Below are 20,314 nucleotides of genomic sequence, written 5' to 3' on the forward strand. Positions count from 1 at the left end.
TGTAAGAACTCATCTAAAGAAAGTCGGCTAAAATTTAAACATCGGAAAGCAGTTCCTTTGAATACACCTTCTGCCTGAGCGGCTTTTCCCAGCCCTGATCCACCGGATATACCCCGATACTGGCAAAATACGACATCAACGTTCTCGAACTACGTTTCGTCTCCTTGGCCAACTTCGACAGCAGAATGTACTTCTGATAAAACTGTTCAATATTGGTATGTGTGAGCCACCGAGTAGCCCCCTCTGAGGGCGAGGATAGTTCAAGCAAACCTGCATCCACCAACTGATAGGCAAACTCCTGTTGGATCTTCATTATCTTTGCAGCAACAGGGATGCTAATAACATTGCTTCTGAATTTCTTCTTCTCATACCAGGCTAAAAACTCAGACTGTGAGAACAGCATGGAAGACAAGCCTGAGCCGGATTCAAGTCTGGCAGCAACTGTTAGCTCCTGGTCTTTAACCGCTTGTAGGATAGTGATCAGAGGATCGTCAATTTGGCCCCCAAAGTATTGAAGTAACTGAGGTAGTGACCAGTGATCTCCGGGGCTATTCGAAACTTCATCTAAGAGTGAATCACGGTAGTGGTAGATATCATCTCTGTAGAATTGCCATTTAGAGCCACCTTGCTCATTAGGCTTTGAAATTACCTCAAAGCCCTCGACCTCTCTCAACCTGGCAAACTGAACCTTGGTTAAACCCAGAACAGATGCAGCATCTTTAGCAGACAGTAGACTTTTTAATCTATCTTCTCTGGCTATCAAGTCCGGTTTGTAGACTAGCGTCACTACTCGCTTTTCTTTCTCTAGTGATTCACTTCTAACAAGCCGCTGTTCAATTGCTAATTTCAGCGTGCTCTTATGTATCTCAAACTCACGACATGCCTGCTGTAACGGTATCCAGGGATGGTCATCAATCGTTCTAGAAGAAAAATTGCTGTTTCTTCTGCTTAGCGGCTTCGTCCAGTACCTGTTTATGTACTGTTCAATCAACTGGCGATACTGATGAAACACCTGGCCTGAGAAACGGTCAAAAAACTCCAGATAGAAGTGGCTGAAATGGTCGGATACTTGAGGTGCGTTAGGTGTGACCCCATGTATTTTCTTCAAAAAACTAAAGAAACCTGCTTTGCCCGTAAAAAGGGCTTCACTGGCATCATCTATATACTCTCTCGCATATACAAAATCCGACAAGTTTATCTGGGGTATCATTTGCCCCCTTTGCTCTTTATCTATCCACCGGATAGTAGATCTAACGAGTTGAATTCGACTAGCCATATCGAGTTCATCATGGTTATCGAGCAGCCGTAGCGCTTCGTCATCCATATTGCTGTAATCGCCTTCGATAAAACGCTGAAGGTTAATCACATCCTGAGAACAGGCTTGCGGCTCCGCATCACTGAAGGCTTTACCACAGGAACAAGCATCAATCTTATGGTCCTTAACCTCTAAAGGACTCTTACAGAACTCACACTGGTAACTTAGCCAAACACCATGATGAGGACAACACATGGATACTTTGATCTGCCACTGAACTCTGAAGAATGGCTGATCTTGCAGGCACAAAGGGCAGTATTTGAGAATCCTGTTTTGGATCTCATTGGGATAAAGAGAGATGAAGTCTGATATGAATTTTCGGTCTAGTTCATAGCCGCTCCAATCCGTCCCCCCTAAGATGGGATAAATCTTCTGAAGTGAAAGGTTATGAGTTGGAACCTTGTTCGAGTCAAACAGCCATCTATATGACTTGTAATCATTAAGCTGCGCGACACGGATAAGGTAGGTCATCGGATTCTCATCCGGGTATCCGGGCGGATGAATTAACGGTTTGATTAGCCTATATTCCATCACGCACGTACCCGCTTGCTTTCATTAGAGATAACCCGGTGAAATGGCATACCAGGCTTATCCAAATGCTCATATTTAAAACTTCCATGAAATGGATTTAGCTTGCCAATGCCTTCAGCCCAAATACATTCAGAGAAGGCGATGTAGAAGCATTCTTTATCCAGCTTTTCATAATCAAGTTTGATCGCTTGCTCATAGGCACCTATGAATAGCTTGACCAGATAATCGATGATGCCGTTGCTTGCAAAGAACAATGACAGGATCAGCTCTTTGTCCTGCAAGTTAATACGACCAGGTAATCCGACTTTCTCATCCAATACTCGAACGACCCCAATGAAGGTCGCTCGTGACTCTTTCGTTTTGATGCTGAAGGGCGGTATATCAACTCTACGACTAAAGCGCCGCCTTAGCTGCTCATTGACCTCCAGAATTGCCTCACTGCGTTCTAATCCCATAAGCACAGTCGAAACACCGGCTTTATCGATCACTGTTTTCAACCAGTCCGACACCTCTAATGGCGTTCGTCGCTTCCCTTGGTCAACAAAGTGCTGCAGCTCGTCAAAGATCACCATTTGCACTTCGCACTTATCTAAGTAGTTCAGAATGCGGTTGGTTTTCTCAATCGCTGACCCCTTGTTGAACCAGGGATCTCCCAGTTGGATCAGCATCTCTTCAGCTATGTTCTTAACCGTTGGTACCGATGGGGTATCGACAACCAAGATTGGAATGATCTTCTTTTCACACGTTTCAACTTCGGGGAAGGAGAGGCGCATCTTCTCTTTCAGCGTAGATTTACCTGTACCGGATTGACCTACACAGATGATATTCTGAGCTGAGTTGATTAAAGCCTTCATCTGATAAGCATTCACAATCGCTTGGTACGCATGATCGAATTGGGGATGATTGATGACTAGGCTACGGATAGAAGCCATGTTTTTGAGTTGCTCGGGTGTATAAATCATTTACTTTCCGTCCTTTCAATGACTGAAAAGACAGGGATGTCGTCATTATCCCAAGTGTCTGTAGCGGTTTTAGTTAAAACAGACTCAACATTGTTTGCCGTCCAAGCGGATTGATTCGGCTGCTTATTTAACGCTTCAGAGTTATCCCTAGCGGCTTTACGCCTCTCGCGTAACAGCTTATGTTTACTTTTTTGTTCAATCTTTTGCCTGAACTTCTCTTTACTCCGTATCAAAGAAGTCATTTCCTGCTCTGAAGCGCCACGTTCACGCGCATCAGCACGGATTTGCAAATGCTGTCTTAGCGTCAGGCCAGTAGCGTAATCAGGATCAATACAAGGTACTTTGAGAAAGTTGCCTTCATGCTCGTCATACACCCATATAAAACCCAGGTTTTCTTTGTCATATCTAAACCTCACCTTGTGACAATCGCCTAGATAGCGAAATAAGCTCAGCTCGGCAGAGTTATAAAACAGGCCTTTGAACTCGATCCCCTTATGACTCAGCATACGCTCATCTTCAGAAGTCAGAATCAGATCAAGCTGCTCCCTACTTTCTGGCAACATTGGCTCCACGATTTTCAGCCCCTCATTCCAAAGAGCGGTAGGCGTTCTCTGTGTTCCTCGATGAGTCTTTTGGCAATAAATATCGATCATCCACTGATGGACTAACTCTTTGAGATCATCCAGCGTAATGCTGGATTGGTTTACAGAGTCATAGTCACCACGCTGATTGATGTTTGAAAATGACGTTCCTGGTATCCGGTGAGATACCTCGCGGTTCAATGTTCCTAAGAAACGTTCAACAGCCCCCTTGTACTGGGGTTGGGCTTTGGGACAGAACTGCAAGTCGATATCTAATTCACCGCACATCCTTCGCAGCTGATGTGAATGAAACTCCATCCCATTGTCACAGATCAACATGACCGGCTTACCAAATGCAGGCCATTCGTTTTCGATATCTGGGTAACCCTGCTTGATATAACTCTTTGGCAAGATAGCGTTGCGCAGTGCCCTCATTACAGACAACTCAGAAGGCGGCTCAAAACCAATCTCCATGCCCACAGGCATTCTTGAATACCGATCTAACAGAAGCGTCAGGTAAGGGCGACCATCGGCAACGCCAGTGATAGGGTTGAGTACATGAACGTCCATTGGGGTGTGATCAACTTCTATCCGCTCAAGTATTCTGGTCGGACATGCCCCTAAACCAGATGCCCGGAACGCCTTGTCCGCTGCGCCTTTTCCATGCCTAGCAACCATGAGCTCATATTTATCTGAATTTTTCAGCAACCGATAAAAGGTAGCCCGACTAGGAATCTCCAATGGGATTTGCCTCGCGGAATTAACTAATAACATACGAGCAAGAAATGCATCATAGGTCGCCTGTATCGAAGTTCTTTGAGGGGTTAAGTACACCTCTTCAACTACCTCGTGTAACACTTGTCCAACGACACCTTTAAACTTTCTTGTCCCTTTGAACCCAGAAGGTTTGCTCATCAATGCTCGAATGTCATAGCCACTGCGTTTCCAATTACGCCACCACCGATAAACAGATGGCATACTTGGAGGGCATTCATCACCAAGCCTTTCGGCTCCCAAGCGGACAACTCCCTCTAGATGAATCTTAGATGGCTGATCACCATGCAAATCTCTCAAAAGTTTTACATAGTGGTATTTTCTCAATACAGCTTGCTGGCTATCATTATCCAACCCGCTCAGGTCAATCTCGCTTCTGGCAGTATTAGCAGGGGTCACATGTTTGCCGTGAATGATCAGCGTCCCTTGATACAAAGCCGTCATAAGCTCTTGTTTCGTTTTTTTTACAAGCGCTAGGTCAGACTTACGCTCCAGGTAACATTCACCTCCTTCTAATATCCTGCTGATCATGAAAGGCACATCGTTCAAAGTCAGGTGCAGTCCGGTATGCAAAGAGGCAAGTTTCATCAGTTGATCCTTCAGGCTGGATAGTTAGTAATGAGTCGAGATCAATGGGTTGATCCAGGTCGAATGTAATATGACCTTGCGCGAGCAAAGCGTAGGCATCACTGAGCGACCCAATGAAGCTTGTAAGCTCATCAAGAGTTGCGTCCTGATGTGAAGACATCCACAACCGGGCCTGTCCGATAACATCAGCACTGCATTGGTATGCAAGATAAGGTCTTAAGAAAGCCAGGTTGCTCTGTCTGACTGGCTGGTTCAGCTCTTCATCTGTTATCACGATGAAGTAGCAGCCATGCTGCTGCCAGAAGCCGTCTATATCGCGGAACTTCGCCTTCAGCTCATCATTAGCTAACTTACTGGCAGGCTTCACTTCAACATAGATCCGTTGGCCGGTGTTCAGCTGTAATTCAAAGTCTGGTGTGTATTTTCGTATACTGCCGCCGCTCGGAAAGCTGATGGTTATTGGCTGCTCCCTGTAACTGGCCACAATGGGAGAGAACTCAAAAAGCAAGCAGGCCTTCTTTTCGAGTTGTGACTCCCAGGCAACTTGGCGTTTGTTTTTTACTGAAGGCAGGAAACCCACGACTTTGCCAGCGGTTGGCCTAACCGGCTCTCTTGCACGCTTCACAGATGGCTGAGGAGCCAATTTCAGGCACAGCCTAGCCCCCCGATGGGTTCCAAATGGAACCACGGTATTTTTAAAAGACATGAAAAACCCTTACCCCTAGAGGTAATAGAAATTACTGTTTATGGTTAGGTTACTTAGGAGTTCTTGCGCGCGCGGCAGGGAAAGGGGATACTTTTGATTCTGACGTCGTAAGTATCAACTTACACTAGCACAGCGGGGCAGTCCTTACGGGTTGTCCCGTTTTGTTTTTAAGCCATCAAATACTCCTGATCTCGACACCAGACTTTGGCCTGACATCCATATTCAAAATGTTACGAATGACGTTCACTTTGTCTGAACTCAAAGCACCCAGGTGACGACGCAGGTCACGCATCAGGGCGTACTCTTCAAGCGTTGCGTTATCCGGCAGCCGAATCGTTCGCTGAGACTGGTCTACTTTGTCCCAGAGCGTTTCTTGCTCTTCAGCATTCAGCTTCAGGGACGCTACCAACTTGCTTAGGACTTGCTGTGAAGGCGGGCCTTTCTTCCCGTTTTCCATTGCACTCACGTAGCAGGCGTTCACACCAAGGTGGTCAGCCAGCTGAACTTGTTGCAACTGACGACTTCTCCTTAGTGATTCCAAATACAATCCAAATGGAGTCATCAATATGTTCCGAGAATGAGGTTAATTTGTTACCAGAATAAGGTAACAGGAGGGGGGAAATCAAAAGATAATTAATAAAAAATTCTATAAAAATCAAAGCATTATGATTTGATTAGTCAATATAGGGTGATTTGATTGAATCGTTAGTAGCACACGGCTGAAACGCTCCAACTGCTATAGTTATTAATGTGTCTTCGCCTAATTTCTAGAAATCATTTACTCTATGCTAACAACACTCATATTAGCCCAGCAGATGATTTAAATGACTTCCATTGGTGCAGCCGGAACGCATTGCCCTTCTGCCGGTACCAATTGACCACCTCTACTGACAATCATTGCTCAGTCGGCTGGTGATATTGCCCACGTTAATCATCTAGAGTACTTATACCAAGATCATTTGCTAGAGGGATCAACATTTTTCTGTCTAACGGCCAGTTATCAAGCAACTTCCTTTTCTTCCGCTTCAGCATCCAATAAATAAGCAGAACGGTGCTTTGTTTATAAACCGCACTTTCGGTGTATTTGGACTTAATGATTTCTGGAATCGCGACATTGCTTTTGACGAATGCTTCAATTTTTCCAATAAGCTCATCGTCAACCAAGTCCTCAAACTCATCCAGAATTGTTAAAATAGATTTTTGGGTTTCGGCCTTTATTCCAGTAAAGCTGAAGTACAAAGCATCAAGCTTAGAAACAATACCTAGTTCATCTGCTGGTCCCTGATTAAGTTGCTGAGTGACCTCAGTGAAAAAATCATCAGTTGTTTCGATAAGCGCCATGCTCTTCGCAACTGTTCGATGAACCTTGGGTTTAATCGCTGTTTTTGCTTTATAAATAGCGTCATGGGTCAGTTCGGCATGCGCGTGCTGAAGTAGCGTTCTGATCTGAACTTCACACGGGATATCAGTTGGTATTTCAATACCATCAAACGTAATTGCTGTTTTGGGGCGTAAAACGAAGTGAACCGACTGGTATGTAAACAGCAAAGGGGACTTTTCTTTATCCTCGTTAAAGTGCTTACAGGCATCAAATGACCAAAGTTCAGATGATCTTATGATGTCGCAAATAAGTTCGATATCGTCAAGAACAAGTACAACAAACCTTGCGCCGACCTTGTCTTCAATATCATTGTAGGGGTCTGCGTAATTCTTACCTGCACGGTAAAATGCTTTATCAATAAGAGACTTTTCATCTTTTAAGCGGTGTTTAGCTGGCAGTTTTAGAAAAGCACTTAAATCTTTCCCCTTACCCTCTAAAGCAGCGCAAATTTGCTGGACAATGAAACGCCCCCAAGAATCATATACCGGCTTTTCTTGGCTCCACTTTGCTTGAAATTCGGCTTCCGTCATTCCTGCGTCACTATCTTGTCCTTGATAATCACTTGGGTCCACTCCGCTGCCATCCCCGATTCATCTGCATCACCTTCAATTGTAGTAATAGTTATCAAATCTTTGAAGGATTCTGCCGGTGCGGTGATCTTGACATTTTTGCTGGTTTTTACTTTTCTGAACTTTAGACTATCTGATATATGCTCAACATCCTTGGTAAAGGAAGCGGTTGGTATACCGGCGCTCTCCATATGTTCAGAAAATGCGTCCTGAACATCTGGTTCAAAATACTTTGACGCAAAGTCAGCAGTGCTAATTGAGGAGGACGTATCAACTTTCAGGTACGTGGTTAGCGCATTGATATAGTCACTTTTCTTAGACTCAGGAACATCCAAAGCCGAAATAAACGTCTTAGCAGCTTCATAAAATTGCTTGGTTGTTCTTGCACTGGTTTGCGGGTAGCCACAACCAAGAAAATCAGAGTAAAAATACCTTGCAGCCGCTTTTCCCCCTGCTTTGTTGATTTGTGAATCCGACACCATCACCGCCCACTTGTCATTTAAGTTAGTGTAAGGCGAATTGTATGCGGCTTTTTCAAAGAATCCGGCTGTCTTGTACAACTTTGAACTGGGTGTCAGCAGCACCTCTTCAACGTACTTTAATGAAATTTCACCTGTCGTATCATCAACCTCTTTTTCGTAAGCACTATGAGTTTCCGCTTTGATAATGCCTAAGAATTTTTTCGCCGGGTGACCTTGAGTACCAGTAAACACCACAACGATTCCGCCCGGTATCGATTTCATCTGTTGTGCATCAGTGAGTAACGTCGCGAAATCATAAGATGACACAGCAAAAGTACTCTCATCTTCATCTATTGCTCTTTCAACAATCTGCGGTAAATCTTTAGGCTCCTGATGAACAATTTCCATTTGCACCGCACGTGAACTCTCACCGAGAGCCTCAACCACTCGTTGCTTAAACGTTTCCATTGCGTCATGTGAAAATCGCGTAAATTCGTGACTCTGCATCGGAGCCTTTTTCTGGCCTTCCGCGTCTCTTTGATACACCTGATGGATAATGATTCGGTCAATATTTAGGTTTAATAACTGCATCGCACTACCTTGTTATAATTTTTGTCCTGTCGCTGGATAAAAAACAGCCCACTATATTTTCAAGCTTACTACTGGGAAGCAAGCTGTCCCCAGAAGCCTAAGTATCAGCCTTTACGAAGTTAAGCCAGAGCGCCGAGTACCAATAAAATAGCCCCACCATCGAGGGGCAAGGCTTTGGATTCAAAGGTATTCAACGAAAAAAGAGGGATAACACAGTAAAAACACCAATATCGATAGTTGAACCCGAAAGGAACAATACTACATGCTCTTTTTTTCGATTCAGACTTTCTGTGAAGCGATACTCCCTATCTTTTCCAAACCTCAGTTCACGAAGGATGAGACGTCGGATCACGGTTGTGAGATCTCAGATCACGGAGGATGAGATCCCACAACTATCACGAACAGTGTCGTTATACGTCTAGGTTCGCTACTTTCAGTGCGTTCTCTTCGATGAAGTTACGACGAGGTTCTACTTGGTCACCCATTAGCGTAGTGAACAGTTGATCTGCGCCTACCGCATCTTCAATCGTTACCTGCATCATACGACGAGTTTCTGGGTCCATGGTGGTTTCCCAAAGTTGGTCTGGGTTCATCTCACCTAGACCTTTGTAGCGCTGACGGCTTAAGCCACGCATTGACTCTTTCACTAACCAGTCAAGCGCTTCTGCAAAGTTTGCCACTGGCATAGTACGCTCACCACGTTTGATGTACGCGCCTTCTTCCAGAAGTCCATCAAGTGCTTCTGATAGATCAGCCAACTTGCCGTACTCTTTCGAGTTTAGGAAGTCGATGCTAATTGCATGTTCGTGCGTCACGCCGTGAGTACGAACCACAATCTTAGGCAAGTTTAAGCCTAGCTCTTCGTGCTGCTCAACTTCGTAGCTGTACTGGCTTGCACCCACTTCTTTCGCATTCAGCTGTTCAATAAGCTGCTTCGTCCACGCTTCCACAACTGATGCGTCATGGCATTGCTCTGGCGTTAGGCGAGGAGTGTAAATCAACTCGTTTACCAAAGCACTTGGGTAACGACGGCTCATACGTTCCGCCAGTTTAATACCCGCATTGTACTGTTGAACAAGCTTCTCTAGTGCTTCACCAGCCAATGCTGGTGCTTCTGCGTTTACGTGTAGCGATGCATTGTCCAGAGCCAATGATACTTGGTATTGGTTCATCGCTTCTTCATCTTTGATGTACTGCTCTTGTTTGCCTTTTTTCACTTTGTATAGTGGTGGCTGAGCGATGTACACATAGCCACGCTCGATAAGCTCTGGCATTTGACGGTAGAAGAAGGTCAACAGTAGCGTACGGATGTGCGAACCATCGACATCGGCATCGGTCATGATGATGATGTTGTGGTAACGAAGCTTGTCCGGGTTGTACTCGTCACGACCGATACCACAACCTAGTGCGGTGATCAGTGTTGCTACTTCTTGAGAAGATAGCATCTTGTCGAAACGTGCTTTTTCTACGTTAAGAATCTTACCTTTTAGCGGTAGGATCGCTTGGTTCTTACGGTTACGGCCTTGTTTTGCGGAGCCGCCTGCCGAATCACCCTCCACTATGTATAGTTCAGAGAGTGCCGGATCTTTTTCCTGACAGTCAGCAAGTTTACCTGGAAGGCCAGCTAGGTCTAGTGCACCTTTACGGCGCGTCATTTCACGAGCTTTACGCGCTGCTTCACGAGCACGTGCTGCATCGATGATTTTCGAACAAACCATCTTCGCTTCTGTCGGGTTCTCAATCAGGAACTCAGACAGTTTTTCACCCATTGCAGACTCAACAGCTGATTTCACTTCAGAAGAAACCAGTTTGTCTTTTGTTTGGCTTGAGAACTTAGGATCAGGCACTTTCACCGAAACAACCGCAGTTAGACCTTCACGCGCATCGTCGCCTGAAGTCGCTGTTTTCGCTTTCTTCGAGAAACCTTCTTTATCCATAAAGCTGTTCAATGTACGTGTTAGCGCAGCACGGAAACCAGCAAGGTGAGTACCACCATCACGCTGTGGGATATTGTTGGTAAAGCAGAAGATGTTCTCTTGGAAACCATCGTTCCATTGCATCGCCACTTCAACTGAAATGCCGTCTTCACGCTCAGAGTTAAAGTGGAAGATTTTTTCGATGATTGGCGTTTTGTTGGTGTTTAGGTGATCAACGAACGCTTGAATACCACCTTCATACATGAAGTGATCATGTTTGTCCGCTTCACGTTCATCAACCAATTTGATCGACACACCAGAGTTCAGGAATGACAGTTCACGCAGGCGTTTCGCCAGAATGTCATAGTGGAACTCAGTGTTAGAGAACGTTTCGGCACTTGGCCAGAAACGAATTTGTGTACCGGTTTTATCCGTATCACCCACAACGGCTAGTGGCGCTTGAGGCTCACCATGGCGGTAGGTTTGCGTATGGATATGGCCACCACGATGAATCGTTAGCTCAACTTTCTCTGATAGTGCGTTTACTACTGAAACACCTACCCCGTGAAGACCACCCGATACTTTGTATGAGTTATCGTCGAACTTACCACCCGCGTGAAGAACCGTCATGATTACTTCTGCTGCAGAGACATTTTCCTCTGAGTGGATTTCTGTTGGAATGCCACGACCATCATCGCTAACGGAAACCGAGTTATCCTCATGAATTGTCACAACGATGTCTTTACAGTGACCTGCCAACGCTTCATCAATTGAGTTATCCACCACCTCGAAAACCATGTGGTGAAGGCCGGTGCCGTCGTCCGTATCGCCGATGTACATTCCTGGACGCTTACGTACCGCATCCAGACCCTTCAGTACCTTAATACTCGATGAATCGTAATTTTCAGACATGAGTTTCTCTCTTCTAGTTTGACTCTATCCTGCCATGTTCCACATGAAACAATTTACCGTGATCGTCCAACATATCGGCGATTTGGCTTTCAGTGATAGAGCTTACAAATACTTGTGCGCCCGTCTCTTTTAAGCAGTCAGCAAGACGCTTGCGACGTTGGCTATCTAATTCCGACGCGAAGTCATCAATTAGGTAAATGCATTGTTTACCGGCCATCTCTGTCAGGTGTTGCCCTTGCGCTACACGCAATGCACACACCATGAGTTTTAATTGACCGCGTGACAGAACATCTTCAACGGGCGTTCCGTTCACTTTAATGCGCAAATCAGCTTTGTTTGGGCCACTAAAGGTGTATCCCAATGCCTGATCACGCTCAAAATTCTTTTCTAGTATCTCGTGGTATGGGGTGTCTTTATCCCAGCCACGATAATACTTCAATTGGATCTCAAATTCTGGCAAAAATGTCTGACAGATAGTTTCTGCGACAGTTTTCATCTGCTCGATGTAACTTGCTCGCCATTGGCTGATGTTTTCAGCCAATCCTGCCATTTCCTGATCCCAATAACTGAGCTCACGATAACTATTGGCGGTTTTCAACAACGCGTTGCGCTGCTTGTTCAGGCGCTTGAACCTTCCCCATGCTTGATAAAAAGCGGGCTCGGTATGAAACACGCCCCAATCAATAAACGCACGACGATGTTTAGGGCCATCTGTCAGTAAATCAAACCCTTCTGGGTGTATCAACTGCAGAGGCAGAACTTGTGCCAACTGCGCTAATTTTTGTCCAGATTGACCGCCTATTTTAACCTCTGTTGAGCCATCACGCTGCTTATTAATGCCGATAGGTAGCTCAAATTGATCCGAGTTCAAAAAACGACCATGAACAAACAGTTCGTCACACTCATTTTGTATCACTCGTCCGGTGAGAGAGCTCTTGAATGAGCGGCCATGCCCGAGCAGATAAACCGCTTCTAAGACACTGGTTTTACCGCTGCCGTTCGGCCCGATAAGAAAGTTAAAGCCTGCTGATAACTCAATATCACAGGCTTTAATGTTTCGAAACTGCTGAATGATGAGACGAGAAAGAGGCATTCAGTTGGCTTATAGACGAATTGGCATCACCACGTACATGGCACTGTCATCGTCGGCATTTTCAATCAACGCGCTAGCGTTAGCATCCGACATCGACACACGTACATTTTCACAACGCAACGTGTTCAGAACATCAAGCACATAGCTTACGTTAAAGCCGATTTCGATGGCGTCACCTTCAAAGGTTACATCAAGCATCTCTTCCGCTTCTTCTTGTTCTGGGTTATTCGCGGTTATGCGCATTTCAGTATCAGCCAGATTCACACGCACGCCACGGAATTTTTCGTTGGAAAGAATCGCAGCACGAGAGAAGGCTTGGCGCAACTCGTCACAACTTGCTATTAGTGTCTTATTGGTGCTCTGAGGCAATACACGGCGGTAGTCAGGGAAACGACCATCAACCAACTTAGAGGTAAAAGTAAAGTTATTCACCTCAGCACGAACATTGGAGCTACCGATCTGAAGTACTACGGGCTGCTCTGGCGCATCCATCAACTTTACTAATTCTTGCACACCTTTGCGTGGCACGATGATTTGCTTCTGCGCAAAGTCCGCACCTAGCTGAGTTTGCGATACCGCCATACGGTGGCCGTCCGTCGCCACGCTGCGTAGCGTGGTGCCGTCAATTTCAAACAACATGCCGTTGAGGTAGTAACGAACGTCTTGATTCGCCATCGAGAACTGAGTTTTGTCGATCAGCGTACGTAAATCAGCTTGGCTCAGTGATACTTCCACTTCGCTTTGCCAGTCTTCAATATTAGGGAAATCGTTCGCAGGAAGCGTTGCCAACGAGAAACGGCTGCGACCAGAGCGAACTTGTACGCGATCACCTTCTAATACAAATGTGATGATCGCATCGTCCGGTAAACCACGGCAGATATCGAGAAACTTACGCGAAGGAACGGTAATGCTGCCCGCTTCAAAATCACCTTCTAGCGTCACTTTGCTTACTAACTCTACTTCAAGATCGGTTGCCGTCATCGACAATACGTTCTCTTCTACTTTAAGAAGTAGGTTACCCAGGATTGGCAGAGTTGGTCGGCCACCTAAAGCGCCCGAAACCTGCTGTAGCGGTTTGATTAAATGACTACGTTCAATGGTAAATTTCATGCTTGGCTCTTTACGCTGTCAGCTCAATAAATGATTTGCTTAGAATACCGTTATTCTAACCGATTACGAAGACAGGGTGCGAATCAAGTTAGAGTAATCTTCTTTAATGTCGTGGCTCTCTTCACGCAGCTGCTCAATCTTGCGACAAGCATGAAGTACGGTCGTATGATCGCGGCCCCCAAACGCATCGCCAATTTCAGGCAAGCTATGGTTGGTTAGTTCTTTTGCTAACGCCATAGCCAGCTGACGAGGACGCGCTACAGAACGAGAACGACGCTTAGACAGCAAGTCCGCTACTTTAATCTTGTAGTATTCCGCCACTGTCTTTTGAATGTTATCGATTGTCACAAGCTTCTCTTGTAGAGCAAGCAGATCGCGCAGCGCTTCACGAACAAAATCAATCGTAATTGGACGGCCAGTAAAGTTCGCGTTCGCAATAACACGGTTCAGTGCACCTTCTAGCTCACGAACGTTCGAACGCAGACGCTTGGCAATGAAGAATGCCACTTCATCAGCAAGGTGGATTTGGTGATCTTCAGCTTTTTTCATCAAGATCGCCACACGCGTTTCAAGCTCAGGCGGCTCGATCGCAACAGTAAGACCCCAACCAAAGCGAGATTTAAGACGATCTTCAACGCCATTAATTTCTTTAGGATAACGGTCAGACGTTAGAATGATCTGCTGATTACCTTCCAATAGTGCGTTGAAGGTATGGAAGAATTCTTCTTGTGAACGTTCTTTATTAGCAAAGAATTGGATGTCATCGATAAGGAGCGCATCCACGCTGCGGTAGTAGCGTTTGAATTCTTCAATCGCATTGTTTTGCAGCGCTTTTACCATGTCTTGCACAAAACGTTCTGAGTGCATGTAGACCACTTTTGCGTTCGGGTTGTTATCCACAATCGCGTTGCCCACCGCATGCAACAAGTGCGTTTTACCCAAGCCCGTGCCGCCGTATAGGAACAGCGGGTTGTATGCTGCACCAGGATTATCCGATACCTGACGCGCCGCAGCCAAACCCAGTTGGTTCGACTTACCTTCAACAAAGTTATCGAACTTGTGTTTTGGGTTCATGTTTGAGCGGTGATTGATAGCCGCAATCGCTTGAGCGTCGTCATCCCAGGTTTTGTGTACTGGCTTACGCGCCTGTAATTGCGCAGGTGCAGATGACTCGGCAGCCACATCTGCAGGCGTACGTGTCGGCGCTGGTTTTGGTGCAGAGACAGGTCGGCTCCCCACTTCAAAACGTAAGTTAGGAATATCGCCACCGCAGTATTCCTGCAGTAAGCGAGTAATATTGTTCAGATACTTATCACGCACCCAGTCCAACACAAAGCGGTTTGGCGCGAATAGAGTGAGAGTATTGTCATTGAGCTCCGCTTGTAGCGGACGAACCCACATGCTGAATTCTGTAGCTGGTAGCTCTTCTTGAAGCTGCTGCAAACATTGCAGCCAAAGCGAAGATGACACGGTGCCCCCACTGAGTAATTGAATTATCGGAAAAGACTGGCAATTTTACCTGTTGATAACCAAGATCGCCAGCGATTGATCGACGATCCAGTGAATAAGATCCAAGTTATTCACAATTATTTCTGCAAACTTGATGAGATCAACACACCTTGCCCCAAATTTGCCCACACAACGATCCACAATTGGGCAAAATTCACAAGATCGAGCGATTGGTGATAAGTCTGTGTATTATTTTATTCCCAATGTTGATTTTGTCGATCATTTCGCTAGGTTCAGTTCGCATTTTCGTCACATTTAACATTCTTCTTCTATTATCTAATAACTCACAGGTCTAGGTTATTGCTCTTGGTTATTTATTTAATTGAGCTAACTAACAGTAGTATTTCCAACCATAAAATTATGGAGATGTATTATGAAAAACTGGATTAAGGTTGCCGTTGCAGCCATTGCACTGTCGGCAGCAACCGTACAAGCCGCTACTGAAGTCAAAGTTGGTATGTCAGGTCGCTACTTCCCATTTACTTTTGTAAAGCAAGACAAGCTACAAGGCTTTGAAGTCGACATGTGGGATGAAATCGGTAAACGTAACGATTACAAAATCGAATACGTAACAGCCAACTTCTCTGGTTTATTTGGTCTTTTAGAAACTGGTCGTATCGATACGATCTCCAACCAAATCACCATGACTGATGAGCGTAAAGCTAAATACCTATTTGCTGACCCTTACGTTGTAGATGGCGCACAAATTACCGTGCGTAAAGGCAACGACAGCATCAAAGGTGTTGACGATCTTGCGGGCAAAACCGTTGCGGTGAACCTAGGCTCTAACTTTGAGCAACTGCTGCGTCAATACGACAAAGACGGCAAGATCAACATTAAAACGTACGACACAGGCATCGAACATGACGTGGCGCTCGGTCGTGCAGACGCGTTTGTAATGGATCGTCTTTCTGCGTTAGAGCTGATTAAGAAAACTGGCCTTCCTCTGGAATTGGCAGGCGAACCGTTTGAGACCATTCAAAACGCATGGCCTTTCGTTGACAACGAGAAAGGTCGTAAGCTGCAAGAAGAAGTAAACAAAGCACTGGCTGAGATGCGCGCAGATGGTACAGTAGAGAAAATTTCCGTGAAGTGGTTTGGCGCTGACATCACGAAATAAGAACTCTTTGTACTTTAGGCCGCAAAGTGGTATCACTCTCGGACTAAAATAAACTTACGTAAAGGTGGAACTTGTTTTCCACCTTTTCTTTTCTCTAGCCTTTAGGTAAGCCGTATGGGATTTGACTTTAATTACATGTTGGAACTGCTGCCGATATTGCTGAAATATCTTGGCACAACCATGGAAATGGCGACATGGGGATTGGTGTTTTCGCTGATTTTATCCGTCATTTTAGCCAATATTCGCGTATTTAAACTGCCAGTTCTGGATCAATTAAGCCAACTGTACATCAGCTTCTTCCGTGGCACCCCACTGTTGGTTCAGCTTTTCCTGCTCTATTACGGCTTACCGCAAATTTTTCCATTGATGGTCGGTATCGACGCCTTTTCAGCAGCGGTTATCGGTTTAACGCTGCACTTTGCCGCTTATATGGCGGAAAGTATTCGTGCCGCCATTATTGGCATTGATCGCAGCCAAATGGAAGCGAGCTTATCGGTCGGTATGACGACATCCCAAGCAATGCGCCGAGTGATTTTACCTCAAGCAACGCGTGTCGCACTGCCTTCATTGATGAACTATTTCATCGATATGATCAAGTCAACGTCTCTTGCTTTCACGCTTGGTGTGGCCGAAATCATGGCGAAAGCACAGATGGAAGCCTCATCAAGTTTCCGTTTCTTTGAAGCTTTCCTTGCGGTTGCTCTTATTTACTGGGGCGTGGTGGTGATTCTGACTCGCGTACAAATCTGGGCAGAAGCAAAACTGAATAAGGCGTACGTACGATGATTAAGTTAGAAAATATTCACAAACGTTTTGGTGAGACTGAAGTGCTGAAAGGCATCGACCTCGATATTAAGCAAGGTGAGATCATCGTGATTATCGGCTCAAGTGGTACGGGTAAATCAACCTTGCTGCGTACGGTGAACTTTCTAGAACAAGCAGATGAAGGTCGTATCACGATAGATGGCATCTCCGTTGATACTCAAAAACACACTAAAGCCGAAGTATTAGCGCTGCGTCGTCGAACTGGCTTTGTGTTCCAAAACTATGCCCTGTTTGCCCACATGAATGCGCGCCAGAACATTGCCGAAGGTCTAGTGACCGTTCGAGGTTGGAAAAAAGCCGATGCTCTCAAACGAGCGCAACAAATTCTGGATGACATCGGCCTTGGGGATAAAGGCGATAGTTATCCAGCGTCATTATCTGGCGGCCAACAACAACGTGTGGGTATCGGCCGAGCGATGGCGCTGCAACCAGAACTGCTGTTGTTTGACGAACCAACTTCTGCGCTGGATCCTGAATGGGTCGGTGAAGTTCTCTCATTAATGAAGAAGTTAGCTAATCAGCATCAAACCATGCTGGTGGTGACGCACGAGATGCAATTCGCGAAAGAAGTCGCTGATAGAGTGATCTTCATGGCGGAAGGCAATATCGTTGAGCAAGGTTCTCCACAGGATATCTTCGATAATCCACAAGATCCTCGTTTGAAAAAATTCCTTAACCAAGTAGGAATAGAGTAACGATCAAGCATCAGGATCGATTGATCCTTGAGATTTTACTCACACTACGTATAATCGCCCGGCCGGAATTTCGTACTCATTGAGTCATTGACACATTATGTGAGTGTGATTACAATTCCGCCTCTTTGTTGAGAGGCGTCGGTTGTCCTTCTCTATATAAAGAGCTTCTTTATATAAGAAAGCAAATACCCACGCCGGGTTTAACAAGAACCTAAAACTACTGATCAGTAAAGGTAATTATCATGAAACGCACTTTTCAACCTACAGTTCTAAAGCGCAAGCGTACTCACGGCTTCCGTGCTCGCATGGCAACTAAGAACGGTCGTAAAGTTATCAACGCACGTCGTGCAAAAGGCCGTGCGCGCCTATCAAAATAATCGCTAGTTTATTTTGAACACGTACGCGTTTAATCGGGAGTTACGTTTGTTAACTCCCGAGCATTATCAAAACGTCTTCCAGCAAGCTCATCGAGCTGGCTCGCCTCATTTCACCATCATTGCTCGCAATAACAAACTTTCTCACCCACGATTAGGTTTAGCGGTTCCCAAAAAGCAAATCAAAACGGCTGTCGGTCGTAACCGATTTAAGCGTTTGGCTCGTGAAAGCTTTCGTAACAATCAACATCAGCTTCCAAACAAAGATTTTGTTGTGATTGCGAAGAAAAGCGCGCAAGATTTAAGCAATGAGGAAATTTTTAAGTTGTTTGATAAGCTATGGCAACGCCTGTCTCGCCCTTCACGTGGATAGCCATTGGGCTCGTTTATCTGTATCGCTGGTTTATCAGCCCTTTGATTGGTCCTCGTTGCCGGTTCACACCAACCTGTTCCACTTACGCGCTAGAAGCTTTGAGAGCTCACGGTTTTGTAAAAGGATGTTGGTTATCAGGCAAACGTCTATTAAAATGCCACCCTTTGAATGAAGGGGGGTATGACCCCGTTCCACCAGTCCAAAAACAAGACAGAGATAACTAACGATGGATTCTCAACGTAATATCCTGCTCATCGGTTTGGCCCTGGTTTCTTTTTTGCTGTTTCAACAATGGCAAGTTGCAAAGAATCCAGAACCTCAAGCAGTTGAACAGGCTCAATCAAGCAGCACTCTACCTGCACCATCTTTTGCTGATGAACTTGACCCAGTTCCAGGTCAACAGCAAGCTTCTGCAAAAACTATCACAGTAACGACTGATGTTTTAACTCTGTCGATCGACACCGTTGGTGGCGATGTGGTACATGCCAACCTTAACGAATACTCTGCTGAGTTAGATTCATCAGATTCCTTTGTTCTGCTTAAAGACGCTCAAGGTCACCAATTTATCGCTCAAAGCGGTCTAGTGGGTCCTCAAGGTATCGACTTGAGCAGCACAAATCGCCCTCACTACAACGTAAGTGCAGACAGCTTCACAATGGCTGACGGTCAAGATGAACTTCGCGTTCCGATGACATTCACTGCAAACGGCATCGAATACACCAAAACTTACATCTTTAAACGCGGCAGCTACGCGCTTAATGTTGAATACGATGTAGTGAACAACTCAGGCAACAACGCAACATTTGGTATGTACGCTCACCTACGTCAAAACCTAATGGACGATGGTGGTAGCATCACAATGCCTACTTACCGTGGTGGCGCATACTCAACAGAAGATACGCGTTACAAGAAGTACAGCTTTGATGATATGCAGGATCGCAACCTGTCTCTTAACCTAGCCGATGGCCAAGGTTGGGCGGCAATGATTCAGCACTACTTTGCCGCAGCTTGGATCCCACGTAACGAACCAGGTACTAACCTATACACTCGTGTAATTGGCAACCTAGGCGACATCGGCGTTCGTATGCCGAACAAAACTATCGCAACAGGCGATCAGGCTAAGTTTGAAGCAACACTTTGGGTTGGTCCAAAACTGCAAGATGAAATGGCAGAAGTGGCACCTAACCTAGACCTAGTAGTGGACTACGGCTGGTTATGGTTCATTGCGAAGCCTCTTCATATGTTGCTTTCATTCATCCAGAGCTTTGTTGGTAACTGGGGTGTGGCAATCATCTGCCTGACCTTCATCGTTCGTGGTGCAATGTACCCACTAACAAAAGCGCAATACACATCTATGGCGAAAATGCGCATGCTACAGCCTAAGCTGCAAGCAATGCGTGAGCGTATCGGTGATGACCGTCAGCGCATGAGCCAAGAAATGATGGAACTGTACAAGAAAGAGAAAGTGAACCCACTAGGTGGTTGTCTACCTCTTATCCTACAGATGCCTATTTTCATCGCACTATACTGGGCGCTAATGGAATCGGTAGAGCTACGTCACTCACCATTCTTCGGTTGGATTCATGACCTTTCAGCGCAGGACCCTTACTACATCCTGCCGCTATTGATGGGTGCGTCTATGTTCCTAATCCAGAAGATGAGCCCAACAACGGTAACGGATCCAATGCAGCAGAAGATCATGACCTTTATGCCGGTTATGTTTACCTTCTTCTTCTTGTTCTTCCCATCAGGTCTCGTTCTATACTGGTTGGTGTCGAACATCGTAACGCTTATCCAGCAAACTCTGATCTACAAAGGATTAGAGAAAAAAGGCTTACACAGCAAGTAACCTTTTAGGAAATGATTGAGAAAGGCGGCCAAAAGGTCGCCTTTTTGTTTTTGGCTGATTACAATTCAGCTAATTAATT

Annotated in this window: 18 protein-coding genes; 7 read left to right on the top strand and 11 right to left on the bottom strand. The window is 45.5% G+C overall.

Going from position 1 to position 20,314, the window contains the following annotated elements; all coding sequences use genetic code 11:
• Positions 1 to 34: 34 nt before the first annotated feature.
• From R7Q47_RS15470 to dnaA, 11 genes are all read right to left on the bottom strand, one after another.
• Positions 35 to 1,846 (bottom strand): TniQ family protein, encoded by a 1,812-nt coding sequence (locus R7Q47_RS15470; protein WP_318089241.1) that lies wholly within the window; start codon positions 1,844 to 1,846, stop codon positions 35 to 37.
• Positions 1,846 to 2,808, bottom strand: coding sequence for a TniB family NTP-binding protein (locus tag R7Q47_RS15475; protein WP_318089242.1), 963 nt, complete (start codon positions 2,806 to 2,808; stop codon positions 1,846 to 1,848). Before R7Q47_RS15475 ends, R7Q47_RS15470 begins: the two co-directional genes overlap by 1 nt.
• Positions 2,805 to 4,751, bottom strand: coding sequence for a Mu transposase C-terminal domain-containing protein (locus R7Q47_RS15480; RefSeq protein WP_318089243.1), 1,947 nt, complete (start codon positions 4,749 to 4,751; stop codon positions 2,805 to 2,807). Before R7Q47_RS15480 ends, R7Q47_RS15475 begins: the two co-directional genes overlap by 4 nt.
• Positions 4,666 to 5,457 carry a TnsA endonuclease N-terminal domain-containing protein gene (locus R7Q47_RS15485; protein WP_318089244.1) on the bottom strand — a complete coding sequence of 264 codons (792 nt, stop codon included), beginning with the start codon at positions 5,455 to 5,457 and terminating at the stop codon, positions 4,666 to 4,668. Before R7Q47_RS15485 ends, R7Q47_RS15480 begins: the two co-directional genes overlap by 86 nt.
• A 175-nt stretch (positions 5,458 to 5,632) precedes the next feature.
• Entirely contained in the window at positions 5,633 to 6,019 is a 387-nt protein-coding gene (locus R7Q47_RS15490; protein WP_318089245.1) for a helix-turn-helix transcriptional regulator, read from the bottom strand.
• Positions 6,020 to 6,384: 365 nt separating this feature from the next.
• Complete coding sequence (locus R7Q47_RS15495) at positions 6,385 to 7,410, bottom strand: RelA/SpoT domain-containing protein (protein ID WP_318089246.1); 1,026 nt, start codon at positions 7,408 to 7,410, stop codon at positions 6,385 to 6,387.
• Complete coding sequence (locus R7Q47_RS15500) at positions 7,365 to 8,459, bottom strand: nucleoid-associated protein (RefSeq protein WP_318089247.1); 1,095 nt, start codon at positions 8,457 to 8,459, stop codon at positions 7,365 to 7,367. Before R7Q47_RS15500 ends, R7Q47_RS15495 begins: the two co-directional genes overlap by 46 nt.
• A gap of 410 nt (positions 8,460 to 8,869) precedes the next feature.
• On the bottom strand, positions 8,870 to 11,287 hold the full coding sequence (gene gyrB, locus R7Q47_RS15505; protein WP_005378841.1) for a DNA topoisomerase (ATP-hydrolyzing) subunit B: 2,418 nt from the start codon (positions 11,285 to 11,287) through the stop codon (positions 8,870 to 8,872).
• A 13-nt stretch (positions 11,288 to 11,300) separates the two neighbouring features.
• Positions 11,301 to 12,380, bottom strand: coding sequence for a DNA replication/repair protein RecF (recF, locus tag R7Q47_RS15510; RefSeq protein ID WP_213969969.1), 1,080 nt, complete (start codon positions 12,378 to 12,380; stop codon positions 11,301 to 11,303).
• 9 nt (positions 12,381 to 12,389) lie between these two features.
• On the bottom strand, positions 12,390 to 13,490 hold the full coding sequence (gene dnaN / locus R7Q47_RS15515; protein WP_005394106.1) for a DNA polymerase III subunit beta: 1,101 nt from the start codon (positions 13,488 to 13,490) through the stop codon (positions 12,390 to 12,392).
• Positions 13,491 to 13,553: 63 nt separating this feature from the next.
• Complete coding sequence (gene dnaA, locus R7Q47_RS15520; protein WP_005378835.1) at positions 13,554 to 14,960, bottom strand: chromosomal replication initiator protein DnaA; 1,407 nt, start codon at positions 14,958 to 14,960, stop codon at positions 13,554 to 13,556.
• 412 nt (positions 14,961 to 15,372) lie between these two features.
• On the opposite strand from dnaA, the gene R7Q47_RS15525 reads away from it, so the two are divergent.
• The 7 genes from R7Q47_RS15525 (at position 15,373) to yidC (ending at position 20,235) form a co-directional block, all read left to right on the top strand.
• Positions 15,373 to 16,119 carry an amino acid ABC transporter substrate-binding protein gene (locus R7Q47_RS15525; RefSeq protein ID WP_005378831.1) on the top strand — a complete coding sequence of 249 codons (747 nt, stop codon included), beginning with the start codon at positions 15,373 to 15,375 and terminating at the stop codon, positions 16,117 to 16,119.
• A gap of 114 nt (positions 16,120 to 16,233) precedes the next feature.
• Complete coding sequence (locus R7Q47_RS15530; protein ID WP_005378829.1) at positions 16,234 to 16,905, top strand: amino acid ABC transporter permease; 672 nt, start codon at positions 16,234 to 16,236, stop codon at positions 16,903 to 16,905.
• Positions 16,902 to 17,639: an amino acid ABC transporter ATP-binding protein gene (locus R7Q47_RS15535; RefSeq protein WP_213969970.1), complete on the top strand. Its 738-nt coding sequence runs from the start codon at positions 16,902 to 16,904 to the stop codon at positions 17,637 to 17,639. The genes R7Q47_RS15530 and R7Q47_RS15535 overlap by 4 nt, the downstream gene beginning before the upstream one ends.
• A gap of 242 nt (positions 17,640 to 17,881) precedes the next feature.
• Complete coding sequence (gene rpmH / locus R7Q47_RS15540; RefSeq protein WP_005378825.1) at positions 17,882 to 18,016, top strand: 50S ribosomal protein L34; 135 nt, start codon at positions 17,882 to 17,884, stop codon at positions 18,014 to 18,016.
• Positions 18,017 to 18,062: 46 nt separating this feature from the next.
• Positions 18,063 to 18,386 carry a ribonuclease P protein component gene (gene rnpA, locus R7Q47_RS15545; protein ID WP_005394102.1) on the top strand — a complete coding sequence of 108 codons (324 nt, stop codon included), beginning with the start codon at positions 18,063 to 18,065 and terminating at the stop codon, positions 18,384 to 18,386.
• Positions 18,353 to 18,610 (top strand): membrane protein insertion efficiency factor YidD, encoded by a 258-nt coding sequence (gene yidD, locus R7Q47_RS15550; protein WP_005378822.1) that lies wholly within the window; start codon positions 18,353 to 18,355, stop codon positions 18,608 to 18,610. Before rnpA ends, yidD begins: the two co-directional genes overlap by 34 nt.
• A gap of 2 nt (positions 18,611 to 18,612) precedes the next feature.
• Positions 18,613 to 20,235, top strand: a complete 1,623-nt coding sequence (gene yidC, locus R7Q47_RS15555) for a membrane protein insertase YidC (RefSeq protein ID WP_005383834.1) — start codon at positions 18,613 to 18,615, stop codon at positions 20,233 to 20,235.
• Positions 20,236 to 20,314 lie beyond the last annotated feature (79 nt).

Source organism: Vibrio sp. Vb0349, from assembly GCF_033338975.1.

Coding starts and splice junctions, on each gene's coding strand:
- recF (WP_213969969.1), bottom strand. CDS start 12,380: ATGCCTCTTTCTCGTCTCATCATTCAGCAGTTTCGAAACATTAAAGCC.
- R7Q47_RS15490 (WP_318089245.1), bottom strand. CDS start 6,019: ATGACTCCATTTGGATTGTATTTGGAATCACTAAGGAGAAGTCGTCAG.
- R7Q47_RS15485 (WP_318089244.1), bottom strand. CDS start 5,457: ATGTCTTTTAAAAATACCGTGGTTCCATTTGGAACCCATCGGGGGGCT.
- rpmH (WP_005378825.1), top strand. CDS start 17,882: ATGAAACGCACTTTTCAACCTACAGTTCTAAAGCGCAAGCGTACTCAC.
- R7Q47_RS15530 (WP_005378829.1), top strand. CDS start 16,234: ATGGGATTTGACTTTAATTACATGTTGGAACTGCTGCCGATATTGCTG.
- gyrB (WP_005378841.1), bottom strand. CDS start 11,287: ATGTCTGAAAATTACGATTCATCGAGTATTAAGGTACTGAAGGGTCTG.
- R7Q47_RS15470 (WP_318089241.1), bottom strand. CDS start 1,846: ATGGAATATAGGCTAATCAAACCGTTAATTCATCCGCCCGGATACCCG.
- R7Q47_RS15525 (WP_005378831.1), top strand. CDS start 15,373: ATGAAAAACTGGATTAAGGTTGCCGTTGCAGCCATTGCACTGTCGGCA.
- R7Q47_RS15535 (WP_213969970.1), top strand. CDS start 16,902: ATGATTAAGTTAGAAAATATTCACAAACGTTTTGGTGAGACTGAAGTG.
- yidC (WP_005383834.1), top strand. CDS start 18,613: ATGGATTCTCAACGTAATATCCTGCTCATCGGTTTGGCCCTGGTTTCT.
- yidD (WP_005378822.1), top strand. CDS start 18,353: ATGGCAACGCCTGTCTCGCCCTTCACGTGGATAGCCATTGGGCTCGTT.
- R7Q47_RS15475 (WP_318089242.1), bottom strand. CDS start 2,808: ATGATTTATACACCCGAGCAACTCAAAAACATGGCTTCTATCCGTAGC.
- R7Q47_RS15480 (WP_318089243.1), bottom strand. CDS start 4,751: ATGAAACTTGCCTCTTTGCATACCGGACTGCACCTGACTTTGAACGAT.
- dnaN (WP_005394106.1), bottom strand. CDS start 13,490: ATGAAATTTACCATTGAACGTAGTCATTTAATCAAACCGCTACAGCAG.
- R7Q47_RS15500 (WP_318089247.1), bottom strand. CDS start 8,459: ATGCAGTTATTAAACCTAAATATTGACCGAATCATTATCCATCAGGTG.